Origin of the sequence: Burkholderia catarinensis (assembly GCF_001883705.2) — a bacterium.
In the GTDB taxonomy this organism is placed as follows: Bacteria; Pseudomonadota; Gammaproteobacteria; order Burkholderiales; family Burkholderiaceae; genus Burkholderia; species Burkholderia catarinensis.
In genome coordinates this window covers 35,898-49,417 of record NZ_MDEQ02000040.1, presented here as the reverse complement: position 1 = coordinate 49,417, position 13,520 = coordinate 35,898, and the positions used below count along the sequence as shown (strand labels likewise).

General features: G+C 63.8%; 11 protein-coding genes. 4 read left to right on the top strand and 7 right to left on the bottom strand.

Translation table 11 applies throughout. The annotated features are described in order from the left end of the window. Together BFF94_RS35045 and ansP are read right to left on the bottom strand one after the other, a co-directional pair. The coding region (locus BFF94_RS35045) for a circularly permuted type 2 ATP-grasp protein (protein WP_219140385.1) at positions 1-644 on the bottom strand (644 nt) is incomplete at its 3' end. Positions 645-716: 72 nt separating this feature from the next. Continuing rightward, positions 717-2,207, bottom strand: a complete 1,491-nt coding sequence (gene ansP / locus BFF94_RS35040) for an L-asparagine permease (RefSeq protein ID WP_128841903.1) — start codon at positions 2,205-2,207, stop codon at positions 717-719. Between the two features lie 518 nt (positions 2,208-2,725). Here ansP and BFF94_RS35035 point away from each other — a divergent pair. From BFF94_RS35035 to BFF94_RS35020, 4 genes are all read left to right on the top strand, one after another. Further along, the gene (locus tag BFF94_RS35035; protein ID WP_128841902.1) at positions 2,726-3,532 is read left to right on the top strand and encodes a transporter substrate-binding domain-containing protein; all 807 of its coding nucleotides are present in this window, start codon (positions 2,726-2,728) and stop codon (positions 3,530-3,532) included. A gap of 89 nt (positions 3,533-3,621) precedes the next feature. Further along, entirely contained in the window at positions 3,622-4,308 is a 687-nt protein-coding gene (locus BFF94_RS35030; protein ID WP_219140384.1) for an amino acid ABC transporter permease, read from the top strand. Further along, the gene (locus tag BFF94_RS35025) at positions 4,305-4,955 is read left to right on the top strand and encodes an amino acid ABC transporter permease (protein WP_128841901.1); all 651 of its coding nucleotides are present in this window, start codon (positions 4,305-4,307) and stop codon (positions 4,953-4,955) included. The genes BFF94_RS35030 and BFF94_RS35025 overlap by 4 nt, the downstream gene beginning before the upstream one ends. Beyond that, positions 4,942-5,691 carry an amino acid ABC transporter ATP-binding protein gene (locus BFF94_RS35020; RefSeq protein ID WP_128841900.1) on the top strand — a complete coding sequence of 250 codons (750 nt, stop codon included), beginning with the start codon at positions 4,942-4,944 and terminating at the stop codon, positions 5,689-5,691. Before BFF94_RS35025 ends, BFF94_RS35020 begins: the two co-directional genes overlap by 14 nt. Before the next feature lie 115 nt (positions 5,692-5,806). On the opposite strand, the gene BFF94_RS35015 is transcribed toward BFF94_RS35020, so the two are convergent. From BFF94_RS35015 to BFF94_RS34995, 5 genes are all read right to left on the bottom strand, one after another. After that, entirely contained in the window at positions 5,807-6,676 is an 870-nt protein-coding gene (locus BFF94_RS35015) for a 4Fe-4S dicluster domain-containing protein (RefSeq protein WP_128841899.1), read from the bottom strand. A gap of 10 nt (positions 6,677-6,686) precedes the next feature. Beyond that, positions 6,687-9,665, bottom strand: coding sequence for a molybdopterin-dependent oxidoreductase (locus BFF94_RS35010; RefSeq protein ID WP_128841898.1), 2,979 nt, complete (start codon positions 9,663-9,665; stop codon positions 6,687-6,689). A gap of 54 nt (positions 9,666-9,719) precedes the next feature. After that, the gene (locus tag BFF94_RS35005) at positions 9,720-10,457 is read right to left on the bottom strand and encodes an OmpW/AlkL family protein (RefSeq protein ID WP_128841897.1); all 738 of its coding nucleotides are present in this window, start codon (positions 10,455-10,457) and stop codon (positions 9,720-9,722) included. Positions 10,458-10,596: 139 nt separating this feature from the next. After that, positions 10,597-12,567, bottom strand: coding sequence for an acyl-CoA synthetase (locus BFF94_RS35000; RefSeq protein ID WP_128841896.1), 1,971 nt, complete (start codon positions 12,565-12,567; stop codon positions 10,597-10,599). Continuing rightward, positions 12,564-13,520: a fumarylacetoacetate hydrolase family protein gene (locus BFF94_RS34995; protein WP_128841895.1), complete on the bottom strand. Its 957-nt coding sequence runs from the start codon at positions 13,518-13,520 to the stop codon at positions 12,564-12,566. The genes BFF94_RS35000 and BFF94_RS34995 overlap by 4 nt, the downstream gene beginning before the upstream one ends.

Sequence of the window (13,520 nt, the reverse complement as noted above, 5' to 3'; positions counted from 1 at the left end):
GTCGGATTGTCGGCGTTGCCGCCCGGCGGGCACACGGCCGCGAGCGACTGGCGCAGCATCTGCGGGTAGGTCTCGACCGGGCGCACCTTCACCTGCTGGAACAGCTCCGGGAAGAGCTGCATCATCGTCTCGCGGTTTTCCAGCATGTACGACACGCCGGACGGCGTGCGCGCGTTGTCCTCGAGCACGTAGAACGCGTTCTCGGCGGTGCGCACGATGTCGACGCCGATGATGTGCGTATAAACGTTGCCGGGCGGCCGGAAGTCGATCATCTCCGGGACGAACGCTTCGTTGTGCGCGATCAGGTGCTTCGGTACGATGCCGGCACGGACGATTTCCTGGCGGTGGTAGATGTCGTCGAGGAACGCGTTGAGCGCCATCACGCGCTGCTCGATGCCGAGCGACAGCCGGCTCCATTCCGCGCCCGAGATGATGCGCGGCACGATATCGAACGGAATCAGCCGCTCGGCGGCCTCCGCGTCGCCGTAGACGGCGAACGTGATGCCCGTCTTGCGGAACACGCCTTCCGCGTCGTGGGCCTTCTGGGCGAGGCTCGCAGGGCTCTGTGCGTCGAGCCACGACTTGACTCGCGAGTAGGGCAGGCGAACCTGATCGCCTGCCAGCATTTCGTCAAACGGTGCCATGGAATTTTTTTCCTTTGTCGGGGGCGGCGACCTTCAGCGGTCCGGGTAGCGTTCCTCTTCTTGCGCGTCGTATCAGTTGTCACCCTTCTCGAGCACGTTCTGCGTCAGCGTGACCGATGGAATCGTCGGCGTGAGCAACGCGCGGCGCGCGCGGCTGCTCACCCACTTCCAGCCGACCACGAGCAGCAGTGCGACCAGCGGGATCGATGCGATCGTCCACGTCCCGTTCGGGTAGTCGAATGCCATCAGGACCAACACGCCGAGCAGGAACAACAGCGTGAGCCACGATGTCACGGGCGCGCCCGGCATCTTGAAAGACACGTCGTCTACCTCGCCGCGCCTGACCGCCTCGCGGAACTTCATCTGGCACACGACGATGAATCCCCACGTGCTGATGATGCCGAGCGATGCGATATTCAGCACGATCTCGAACACGCTCGACGGCACGAGATAGTTGAGCAGTACACCGACCACGTAGATCGCGACCGTCACGAGAATGCCCGCGTACGGTACGGACTGCGCGCTCATTCGCGCGAGGAACGCGGGGGCCGAGCCGCCCATCGACAGCGAACGCAACACGCGTCCGGTCGAATACAGGCCCGAGTTGAGGCTCGACAGCGCTGCCGTCAGCACCACCAGGTTCATCACCGAGCCGATGCCGGGCACGCCGAGCGCGCTGAAGAACGTGACGAACGGGCTCTGGCCGGCTTTGTACGCGCTCCACGGCAACAGGCAGACCAGCAGGACGACCGACGCGACATAGAAGAGGGCGATGCGCCAGATCACGTTGTTGATCGCGCGCGGCAGCACCTTGCGCGCGTCCTTGCATTCGCCGGCGGCCGTGCCGACCAGTTCGACGCCCGCGAACGCGAATACCACGCCCTGCACCAGCACCAGTGCGGGCATCAGTCCGTGCGGGAAGAACCCGCCGTTGTCGGTGATCAGATGCATGCCCGTGTCATGGCCGGCGACGTGGCCACCCGTGCCCAGGATCGCGGAGCCGATCACGAGAAACAGCACGATCGCGGCGACCTTGATCAGCGCGAACCAGAATTCCATCTCGGCGAACCACTTCACGCCGATCAGGTTCATCGTCGCGACGATGCACAGCGCGACGAGCGCGAAGACCCACTGCGGCACGCCCGCGAACGGCGCCCAGTAATGCATGTAGAGCGCGACCGCGGTAATGTCGACGATGCCGGTCATCGCCCAGTTCAGGAAATACATCCATCCGGCCACAAACGACGCCTTTTCGCCGAGAAATTCGCGCGCGTACGACACGAAGCTGCCGCTGCTGGGGCGATGCATCACGAGTTCGCCGAGTGCTCGCAGTATCAGGAACGAGAACGCACCGCACACCAGATAGACGATCGCGAGCGCCGGCCCGGCAACCTGCAGTCGAGCGCCGGCCCCGAGAAACAGCCCGGTGCCGATGGCCCCGCCGATCGCGATCATCTGCACCTGTCGATTGCCGAGGGTCTTGTGATAGCCGGCTTCGTGCGATTCGAGCCAGCTGCGTTTGTCGGTTTCGCCGGTTGCCGACGGTTCGGGAATCGATGTCATGGCTGCATCCTCGTGCACTGATGTGATTGGACTCATCCCGGTCGCGTGACGACCGGGAACGAACGGTACCGGGGGGGCCAGGGGGCGCGGATTCGAGCACGGCGATCCTGATTGCGCTTCCCCAAGCGTGGCTAAAGGCACGGTACGTCGCAAACGTATTCAGCCGTAATTCCGCTCACAAACAGAATGCAAATTTCGACTGGGCCTGTGCGAATCCGTGCATACAGGCCCCGGCCCTGACGCTGCAAACCGGGTCAGTCGCGCGCTGCGAGACGTGCGTCCAATAGGGCGGGTGAACCAGTTGGGTAATTTGGTGCGTCGGCGCGCGCTGCGAATGGGCAACCGCTGCGGCCGGCGCCGGCTCATGCACCGAAATGAGGAATGCGGTTCGGCCGAATTGCCGTCAAGTGCCGCTGCGACAGGCATTGCACGACGATGGCCCGGTTTTTGCTGGTGTTGTCGAGGCCGCGCAACGGTTGCGCGCTGCCCGACGACCTACCAGACAAGGAAGATTCACCGTGAGCCCGACGACCCGACCGTTCCCCCGACGCACCTGGCTGGCCGCACTGATCGCCGTGCCCATGATGGCGCTGTGCGCCGCCGCGCCCGTGCATGCCGACGCGCTCGACACGATCGCGAAAAGCGGCGCGCTGCGCGTCGCGGTACCGGAGGACTATCCGCCTTTCGGCTCGGTCGGCACGGACATGCAGCCGCAGGGCTACGACATCGACATGGCTGAACTGCTCGCGAAGTCGCTGGGCGTCAAGCTGAAGCTGGTGCCCGTGAACAGTGCGAACCGGATTCCGTATCTGACGACGAACAAGGTCGACATGGTGATCTCGTCGCTAGGCAAGACGCCGGAGCGCGAGAAGGTCATCGACTTCTCGAGCGCATACGCGCCGTATTTCCAGGGCGTGTTCGGGCCGGCCGACGTGAAAGTGAACGCGCCGGCCGACCTGACCGGCAAGACGGTTGGCGCCACGCGCGGCGCGCTCGAGGAGATCGCGCTGTCGCAGCTCGCGCCGAACGCGACGATCAAGCGTTTCGAGGACAACAACGCGACGATCCAGGCGTTCCTGTCGGGGCAAGTTCAGCTGATCGCCGCCGGCAACATCGTCGCGGCGGCGATTCTCGCGAAGAATCCGCCGCGTCGGCCCGAGGTCAAGTTCGTGATCAAGAATTCGCCGTGCTTCGTCGGCGTCAACAAGAACGAACCGCGCCTGCTCGCGAAGATCGACGACACGATCGCGCATGCAAAGCAGGACGGCACGTTGGGCACGATGTCGAAGAAGTGGCTCGGCCAGCCGTTGCCGGCCGGACTGTGACGGTTCGCCGTCTCGCCTGATACGCCGCCGTGGCCGGTACGCCCGGCGCGGCGGGTGTCGTTGTCCGAACCAGAACCTCCCCACTTGTCATGAGCTATCAGCTTCAATTCGGCGAGCTCGCCGATTACGCCGGTGTGTTCGCGAGCGGCGCGGCGATCACGCTCGCGCTGACCGCGGTCGCGACCGTGCTCGGCGTGGCGACCGGCGTGCTCGGCGCGGCCGCCTACAGCGCCGACGCGCCCTCGGTCGTGCGGCTGCGCCCGCTGATCGGCGCGTATGTCGAGGCGATTCGCAATACGCCATTCGTCGTCCAGCTGTTTTTCATCTTCTTCGGATTGCCGGCGCTCGGCGTGTATATCGACGAATACACGGCTGCGATTCTCGCGATGACGCTGAATCTCGGCGCGTACTCGGTCGAGATCGTGCGAGCGGGCGTCGCCGCCGTGCCGAACGGGCATCTGGAGGCGGCATCCGCGCTTGCGATGTCGCGCGCGCAGATGCTGCGCCACGTCGTGCTGCCGCAGGCGCTCGCCAAGGTGTTTCCGGCGCTCTCGAGCCAGATCGTGATCACGATGCTCGGATCGGCGGTCGTGTCGCAGATCTCGGTGGCCGATCTGACCTATGCGGCAGGCTATATTCAGTCGCGCAACTTCCGCTCGTTCGAGACGTATTTCGTGATCGCGCTCGCGTATCTGGCGATGGCGCTGTTGCTGCGTGCCACGCTCGGCTTGATGGGGCGCCGCCTGTTCTCGCGTCGCGTGCGAGGTGCGCGATGACCGATTTCACGTTCGGGCAGATTCTCGCGAACCTGCTGCTGGCCGCGCGCTGGACGATCGTGCTGTCGATCGTGTCGTTTCTGTCCGGCGGCCTCGTCGGCCTGGGGCTGCTCGTGATGCGCGTATCGAATTCGGCGGTGCTGCGCGGTGTCGCGAAGCTCTATATCGAGGTATTTCAGGGCACCCCGTTGCTGATGCAACTGTTCATCGTGTTCTTCGGCCTGCCGCTCGTCGGGATCGACGTGCCGCCGTGGGTCGCGGCCACGGCAGGGCTCACGTTCTTCACCAGTGCCTATCTCGCCGAGATCTGGCGCGGCTGCGTCGAGGCAGTGCCGAAAGGGCAGTGGGAAGCGTCGGCGAGCCTGGCCATGAGCTATGTCGAGCAGTTGCGCCATGTGATCCTGCCGCAGGCCGCGCGCATCGCCGTCGGGCCGACCGTCGGCTTCGGCGTGCAGGCCGTGAAGGATACGGCGCTGGTGTCGATCATCGGCTTCACCGAACTGACGAAAGTCGGCATCGCGATCTCGAACGCGACGTTCCGGCCGTTCGTCGTGTACGGGCTCGTCGCGCTGATCTATTTCGCGCTCTGTTACCCGCTTACCCGCTACGCGCGCACGTTGCAAAGGAGATGGCATGCCGCTCGTTGAAACCCGTGGTCTCGAAAAGAACTTCGGCACCCATCATGTGCTCAAGGGCATCGATTTCTCCGTGGAGCGCGGGGAAGTCGTATCGATCATCGGCCGCAGCGGCTCGGGCAAGAGCACGCTGCTGCGCACGCTCAACGGGCTCGAGAGCATCGACGCGGGCACGATCGCGATCGAAGGCGAACGCGTCGATGCACGGCACGCGGACCTGCGTGCGCTGCGGCTCAAGGTCGGGATGGTGTTCCAGCAATACAACCTGTTTCCGCATCTGAGCGCCGGACAGAACGTGATGCTCGCGCAGTCGGTCGTGAAGAAGACGCATCGCCAGAAGGCGCGCGCGATCGCGGAACTGATGCTCGAGCGCGTCGGCCTCGGCGACAGATTCGACGCGTTTCCGGAACAACTGTCGGGCGGCCAGCAGCAGCGCGTCGCGATTGCGCGTGCGCTCGCGATGAAGCCGAGCGTGCTGCTGTGCGACGAAATCACGTCGGCGCTCGATCCCGAACTCGTCGGCGAGGTGCTGGGTGTCGTCGCACAGCTCGCGCGCGAGGACATGACGCTGATCATGGTCACGCACGAGATGAACTTCGCACGTGCGGTGAGCGACAGGATCGTGTTCATGCACCAGGGAAGAGTGTGGGAGAGCGGAACGGCCGACGAGATCTTCGAGCGGCCGCAGACGGTGGAGTTGACGCGGTTCCTCGGCAGCGTTCGGAACGCGGAAGCCGTTGCGCGCTGAACCGCCATGCGCGTGGGGTGCGCGCTCGCTCCCACACGCCGGTGTGGTTCGTCAGCACGATTGAACGGTGCTACGGAGATGGGGGCGAGTACCGCAGCGTTCAGCCTTCCTAAGATCATGAGCACTCGGCCGCCATGGCGTTTGTCGACTGACTGAGCCTGATCTCTCCCAGGTAGGCGCTGTCGCCCAGTTCGCACTCGCGCCAGGCGTTGCCGAGGGCATGTCGGATTTTGACTCGGTAGGCGCCGCTGCCCTTGGCCAGGCCATCGAACCGGAAATCACCGAAGCCGTCCGAGACAGTTTCGGCCACCTTCTGATTACCCACGTACAAGGCGACGGCTGCATCCGTGACACACTCGACTACGTCGCCTGCCTGGACACTGACACTTCCGCCGACGAAGCACGTTTCCCAGCGCTCAAGGCCGCTATACCACACGCGGGGCCTCGTGCCCAGGTTGGGTCGCAATACCTTGAGCCCCTCGCGCCGGGCCTTCTCGGCCATCGCTGTGTCATCGAGCTTGACCGTCTCGAAGACCTCGGTGGGGCACGACTGCTGACAGCGCGGGCCCGACCAACCGTGGTCGAGCAAATGGGCATCGAAGATCCAGATCTGGGGCAGTTGCAACTCTTCGTTCCAGACGATTGCCTTGTAAGGGCAGGCCTTGACGATGTCTTTTCGGCCCCGCGCCTTTTCCGGATCGATGATGACGATGCCGTCGGCACGTTTGCGAATCGCGCTGCCGCCCACACGCATGCAGGGCGCGTCGTCGCAGTGGTTGCACATGACCGGCAGATAAGTCGTCTCGACCATATGCGAGGCGCCCTGTACGCGACGCAGGATACGAATGGGGCTCTCGGCATTGGCCGCGGCGGGCGCGGCGTAACCGGGGAAGTCGTTGCCGACGTGCTCGTCCCGCGCGGCGATCACGCAGTTCTGGCAGTTCTCGCAACGCCCGACTTTGACGATCAGGTTCCACTTGCTCATTTGAAAATCCTCACGCTGCGCGACCGAGCATGAACGCCTCGGCACCGCGCCATTTCTCGACCTGCACCAGGCAGGAATTCGGGCTCATGCTGCTGGTGCCGGCGGTTTGCGACCGGTCGGGGGTCAGCATGTTCATGCAACCGCCAATCTCGACTTGCTCGCCGTCGATTTCGATCAGCTGAAATTCGGCGCTCGCCTCGTAGGATTTCACCACTCCGGCGTTCACCAGGGGCGAGACATCGGCCGCACAGATCACGGCGCCGCGGTCGTTGTGCACCTTGACGAGATCGCGATGGGCAATGCGTCGCATGGCGGCGTCGGCCGGATTGAGCCTCAGCAGCCAGAACCGGTGCCCCGCGATCAGGGCGCGATGATCGTCGACGCTGTTCACCGCGGAATTCTTGCCGTCGCAATGGGTATGAAAGCTGTAGCGGCTGTGGGTGGCGATCAACTGCAGCGGGTAGCGCCGAGCCAGGTCCGAGCGCAGGCCCTCCCAGGAGGGGATATATCGGTTGACCGGTGGCCGCTCGGGATTGTCCGCGGTGTGCCGCTTCAGCAATTCGGGCACGAACTCCAGCTTGCCGCTCGGCGTCTGCAGGCCCTTGCCGAACGTTTCCGAGAACTGGGACGGCAGCGGATGGGGTTCCGGCAGGTCCTTCCTCCTGTCCTCCGCATACCAACGCATGTCCACGGGATGGCGGAGCTCGGGCTTTTCGGGCGGCACGACGAAATAGCCCTTGCGGCAGAATTCGCGCCACGAAATATGATCGGGCAGATCCGACGAGTCGAATACGCGCTTGACCCAGTCAAGATCGCCGCAGCCTTCGGTGAAAACGCCACCCAGGCCCAACCGGGTCAAGATCGCGGTGAAGATGTCGTAGTCGGAGCGCGACTCGCCCAAAGGCTCGATGCACTTGTGCTGCATCGTCAGCATACGATGGTTGACCGTGCCATACCCATGGTGGGCGTAGCCGCCCGAATTCGCCCATTCCCCAATGTCCCAGCGCTCCAGCGAAGTGCACGCGGGCAGGATGATGTCGGCGAACTGGGCCTCGCCTTCCATCCAGATCGACTGATTGACCACGAACTCGATGCTCGAGTGCCGGTAGGCCTGCGTCCAGCGCCCGGAATTCGTCACGGTACTGAACGACGATCCGCCATAGCGATAGATCATGTGGATCGGCGAATAGCCGGGCATGGGGTAGGTGAACGGCGCAAACTGGGCTTCCTGGGACATGCCGTCCCACAGATAACCGGTGGCGTGACCGTTGAGAATCGCATCGGGCATCTGCTGTCGCGGCACCATCTGCTTGACGGGATTCATGGTCAGGATGTGCGGCATGCGCTGGTAGTTGTCCACCGCATTGGCGGTCCACGCCAGGTCGCCTGAAATGCCGCCGTCCGCGTAGCCGGGGAAGTAGAACTGGAGATCGTGCGGGACGCCGATTTCGAGGCAGCCGAAATTCACCCCCGGCTTGCCCCAGCCCTGCATGGACATCATCATGATCATGCAGCGCGCCCATTGCGCCCCGGTCGCCCCGCGGCCCGCGCCACCGAATCCCGCGCCGGTCATCCCGACGGCGAGATGAACCTTTTTGTTTCCCCACAGGCGCGCCAGGGCGCGGACGTCCTTGGCCGGCACGCCGGTCTCGCTCTCCTGCCACTCGGGCGTCTTGGGCGTACCGTCGGCTTCGCCCAGCAGGTAGGCCTTCCAATCGTCGAAGCCGGTCGTGCGCGTCGCGACGTAATCCTTGTCGTACAGGCCCTCCACGGTCCATACGTACATGATGGCGGTAGCCAGGGCAGCATCGGTTTGCGGCCGGACCGGGATCCAGCGGCCGCCCAGCAGCTGTGCGGTCGGATTGCAGTGCGGGTCGATATGAACGAACTCGATGCCGAGCTCCTTGGCCCACAGACGGCGCGGCGTTCCTTCGAATCCCGCATAAGCCCCGTTGGTACTTTCGGGGTCGCAGGACCAGAAGACGATCATTTCGGCTTCCTTGAGACCGTCCTCGAGGCCGCCGTAGCCGGAGGGCACGCCGACGCGCATCGAGTTGCCGAAATGATGCATGGCGCCCCAGTACCAGCCTTCCCAGCTGTCCGGATTCGCGGCGACCCGGGTGAAGCCGATCAGGTTGGCGAAGCGCGTCAGCGCGCTGAGGTAGTAGCCCACGTTGCCCCACTGGTGGTGAGACGACATCGGGAACGTGATGGAACCGGGACCGTGAACGCGCTTCTGCCGGTTGATCTCCTTGGCGACGATGTCCAGGGCCTCGTCCCAGCTGATCCTCACATAGCCGGACTTGCCGCGGTTCTGGGGATTGCGCTCGCCGTCGGGGTCGAAGTCGACCCGTTTCATCGGGTGAAGGATGCGCTTGTCGGAGTAGACCAGCGACTTGAGGGTCAACGCGTGGGGTGCGACCAAGCCACGCCGTGGCGGGCTGAAGCGACGTCCACGTGCCTCGATCACCCAGCTCGACGCATCCGTATCGTCCAGCTCGATGGGGGTCACGCGGACGATGCGGCCATCCTTGACGTAGACGAACAGGGGCCCGCCATTGGTACAGGTGGTGTAGCGCCGGGTGCCGTCGCGCATGGGCGTGCCCATCGGCAGACCGACGGTGCGCATCATGCTCAGGGTTTGCATGAGCCAGACCAGCAGTTCGTCCTCGCCCTCGGTGACCACCTTGAAGTTCTTGGCGGCGTGGACGATTTCGCCCTGGTCCGGGCTGGGGGAAAGGAACTTCAGGGCGGTGGCGACATCCTTGAAGGCCATGCGCACGTCGGGCCGCGGATGCTTGCCGGCGCGCGACCGGATACGGCCGTTCCTGAACTCGATCGCGCGGCCGATGCTTTGATCCATGAGCCCGATCCACGCAACGAGATTGCGCTCCTTGAGACGTTCTCGGTAGGCGGGGAAGCGGCGCGCCGTCAGGTCCAGAACCTTGGGCAACGCAAATAGAATGGTCTTGAGAACCTGTCGTTTCATCGTTCGATCCAGTGTGTTGCTTTGATGCGGGGGGCTGGCATCCGGGCTTACCCGTTAGAACGTATAGGCGACGTTCAAGAAAACGCTGACGGGATTGAGCCGGAGCGTCGATTTGGAAACGATCTGCGTCCCGGTCGCGGTCTGTCCGTATAACGTGAGGTGGGTCTTCACCGGCATGTGGTTGACGGAGGTTCCGACAGACCAGTGTCTTGTGATCGCGTAATTCGCGCCGATCTCGAACACGGGGTTCCACGAAGCGCTGAGTGTCGCGCGCGCCGAGCCGCCCGGCCCAAAGCTGTCGGAGACAAACTGGCTATTGGTGGCTCGAACCTGGGTGAACCACGTATAGTTCGCGCCAATGCCCAGGTATGGCCGGAATTTCGATGCGGCTGAGAACAGGTGGTATCGAAGTTCGATCGCGGGCGGCATCGGCCTTGTCGTGCCGAGCGTGCCGTACTTCTGCAACGTCCCGTCGCCAATCAGATTGACCTTCAGTGGCATTCCCAAAAGCATGGCGACGCCCAAGTTGTCGGTGACGTAGTACTCGGTGGCAATGCCGAGCGTATCCGTCGAACTGGCATGTGCGCTGCTACCGGTCAGTTCATGATTCACCGTCATGCCGTCGACACTTTGCACGGTCAGGGGCGTTGCGTCGCCATGTGGGGCGATGTGTAGCCATCCTACCGATGTTGTAATGCTTCCGGCCGCCTGCGCATCTGCATTGTCGGCAAGCAAAGCCGAGCAGATACAAACCGCCACGCCTGCGAAACGCGTCGTCCGCTTGAAATTCATCGTGTGTCTCCTCTGTCTCGATCCGTTTAATGAATAACAATTAATTTGGATACCTTATTGAGTGTGGCGATCTACTTTCGACGCTTTTGTTATCCAGGCTAGCCGCGCGCCTCCATCGCCGCAGATCTGTCGCTGTCGGTCAGGGTGACCGTATTGGCCGCGCGGCGATCGAGATCGAGAACGCAAACGGAAAACGACCTAGCACGAAGCGCGCCGCAGCCTCGAGCCCGGGATCGCTCAACTCGACCGAGACCGACATTCCGCCCGAATCGTCGGTCTTGACGTCGATGGATGCACTGGGGGCACCGCCCTGGGCCAATGCCGTGCGGAGCGCGTCACTCGTCTCGCGGCGCTTGAGTTCCGGTTTGAAGATCTTGCCGACGCCCGTGAGCGGGATGGCTTCCACGATTCGGACGTGCTTGGGCAGCGCGGCGCGTTCAGCGATCTCCTGCTGCATGAACGCTGCCAGATCGTGCTCGGTAGCGCTCATGCCCGGCTTGAGCTGAACATACGCGACCGGCAGTTCACCGGCATGCGCATCGGGACGCCCGATTGCCGCGGCGAGCTGGACCGCCGGATGCCGATGCAGCGGTTCCTCGATCGCCGCAGGGTCGATATTGTGGCCGCCGCGAATGATCAATTCCTTCTTGCGGCCGGTCAGCCAAAAGTAACCGTCGACGTCGCAGCGGCCGAGGTCGCCGGTGTTGAGCCAGCGCTTGCCGTCGCCGAGATCGAGCCACAGCGCCCGGTTCTGATCGGGACGCATGTAGCCGGTGAAAACGTTCGGGCCGGAGATGACGAGCAGCCCCTCTTCGTTCACCGCGCAATCGCGCAGATACCGCCCCGCGTCGTCCACGACGACAGCTTTCATCGCCTGGAAGGGGATGCGAAGCCCGATCGATCCCAGCCGGCGCTCGCCGGTCGGCGGGTTGACGCTGCTCACGCACGTTCCTTCGGTCAGGCCGTAGCCTTCGAGGATCCGGATGCCCGTTTTTTCCTGGAAGGCCCTGAAGACGCCGACCGGCATCGGCGCCGCACCGCACAGGCCGTATTCGAGCGAGTCGATCACATGATCGTCGGCAGGAATGTCGAGCAGCGACGCATAAAGTGTCGGGACGCCACTGAAGAAATTGATGTGATGATGTTCGACGATTTCCCAGAAACGTTTGACGACACCGTCGCCTCGGTAACCCTGCGGTGTGCCGAGCACGACATGGGCGCCGCGCGAAAAAGGCAGAAGGCCGGTCACCATCGCGGCATTGACGTGAAAGAGCGGCAATCCGCAGAAAGTCGTTTTGCCGGGGCCGATGCTGTCGCCGAAGAACCGGCCGGCGCTCCATGCATTCGCCACTTCGTTGCCGTGGCTGCGCATCGCGATTTTCGGCAACCCGGTGGTTCCCCCGGTACAGAAGAACGAGGACATGTCGCCGGGTTGAAAGCGGCGCACGGTATCGAGCGCCGTACCGGATTCCCGCGCCATTGCCGTACCGAAGTCGTGGATCTGGATGTGCGCGGGCACCGCGCCGCGCAAACCACCCTCGCCGTGCAGCTTCGTGCACGCGTCACGCTGGCGCATTCGGGCCGCTGATTGCGCGTTGCCCCGCATGCGATCGGCCGGATCGACCAGCACGAGATGCTGCAGCGACTCGACCTGGTGAAGGCTAGCCGCGACTTTCTGCCAGAGATCGGTCCCGGGAAATGGCGCGAGCGTCACGAGTACGCCGGCACCGGCCGCTTCGAGCAGATTGCCGATCGCTTCGCCTTCGAGCAGCGGATTGATCGCACATACGATGCCGGCCGCCTGCCCGCCCCAGATCACGAAATGTGTTTCGGGAAGATTGGGCAGGACATAAGCGATCACCGAACGCGAGCTCACGCCGAGGCGCGTGAACAGGTTGGCCGTGCGCGTGATGTCGCGAACCAGCTCGCGATAGGTCCAGCGCTCGGCGTCGCGGTGCGCGTCGGCGCTCAGAAAGAAGGAGAGGGCGGGGGCGGACGGATCGATGTCCGCACCGGCGCAAATCATCTCGTACGTGCTGGCAGGGAGGTCCGGCGGAAGGCCCCGCGCTTCGATCGCCAGCACGTCGTACCGGGTCGCGATGCCGTTCATGCTGCTGCGTCCACGATCTCGTTACGTTGCACGCCCAGATCGATCGTTCCGTCGCGGCTCGCGATCCGGGCTTCGACGATGTCTCCGGCCTTCAGGTACTGCGCGCGTCCCGCCTGCACCTTCATGAACATCTTCCATTTGACGGATTCGGGAAATAGCGCCACGGCCCGCTGCTTGAGCGGCGACGGGATGCTGAGTGCGCAGCCGGCCGGCGTGCCGGTCGCGAGCAGGTCGCCGGCGCGAAGGTCGTGTACGCCCGACAACTCGGTCAACGTTTCTGCCGGACCATAGACGAGGTTCGATGTCGAGTCCCGCTGACGCACCGCGCCGTTGACGGTCAACGTCAGGTCGAGCGCCTTCAGCTGCGGGAAGTCACGCCGCTCGAGCAGGCACAGATAGGGACCGACCGGGCCAAACGTCCGGAAGCTCTTGCCCTTGTAGAACTGCATCTGCGGGATCTGGACATCGCGCGCGGAATAGTCGTTGACGATCACGGTGCCGGCGACAAAGTCGTGCAGGTTCTCGTCCGTGATTTGCCGGTGAGACGTGATGTCGCGCTTGAGGATGAGGCCGAGCTCGATTTCGTAGTCGAGAAACCGGACGTGCCGCGGTTTCACGACCGCCGAGTCGGCGGCGACGATGCAACTCGTCGCCTTCGTGAAGATCATGTTGAACTTTTTCGCGTCCGGATCCATGCCCGATTCGATCATGTGCTGGCGATAATTCGCGCCCTGGCAAACGAATTGCTGGTTGGCGGTCACCGGGGGCAGCCACTCCACCTCTGTCTCCGGAATCGTCGATCCGTCGAGCGTGACGAGTCGTTCGACCGGATTCGCCGCGAGAAAGCTCGCGGTTGTTTCGAAGTCGCCGGGAATCGGCGTGACGGCGCCGTTGGCGACCACACCCCATTGGGCGCGGCCGTGATGCCGGAAGTGCAGGACAAGCAATGACAT

Excerpts from the sequence above, each read along its gene's own strand:
- BFF94_RS35020 (WP_128841900.1), top strand. The coding sequence starts at position 4,942 with ATGCCGCTCGTTGAAACCCGTGGTCTCGAAAAGAACTTCGGCACCCAT.
- BFF94_RS35005 (WP_128841897.1), bottom strand. The coding sequence starts at position 10,457 with ATGAATTTCAAGCGGACGACGCGTTTCGCAGGCGTGGCGGTTTGTATC.
- BFF94_RS35015 (WP_128841899.1), bottom strand. The coding sequence starts at position 6,676 with ATGAGCAAGTGGAACCTGATCGTCAAAGTCGGGCGTTGCGAGAACTGC.
- BFF94_RS35025 (WP_128841901.1), top strand. The coding sequence starts at position 4,305 with ATGACCGATTTCACGTTCGGGCAGATTCTCGCGAACCTGCTGCTGGCC.
- BFF94_RS35030 (WP_219140384.1), top strand. The coding sequence starts at position 3,622 with ATGAGCTATCAGCTTCAATTCGGCGAGCTCGCCGATTACGCCGGTGTG.
- ansP (WP_128841903.1), bottom strand. The coding sequence starts at position 2,207 with ATGACATCGATTCCCGAACCGTCGGCAACCGGCGAAACCGACAAACGC.
- BFF94_RS35000 (WP_128841896.1), bottom strand. The coding sequence starts at position 12,567 with ATGAACGGCATCGCGACCCGGTACGACGTGCTGGCGATCGAAGCGCGG.
- BFF94_RS35010 (WP_128841898.1), bottom strand. The coding sequence starts at position 9,665 with ATGAAACGACAGGTTCTCAAGACCATTCTATTTGCGTTGCCCAAGGTT.
- BFF94_RS34995 (WP_128841895.1), bottom strand. The coding sequence starts at position 13,520 with ATGTCATTGCTTGTCCTGCACTTCCGGCATCACGGCCGCGCCCAATGG.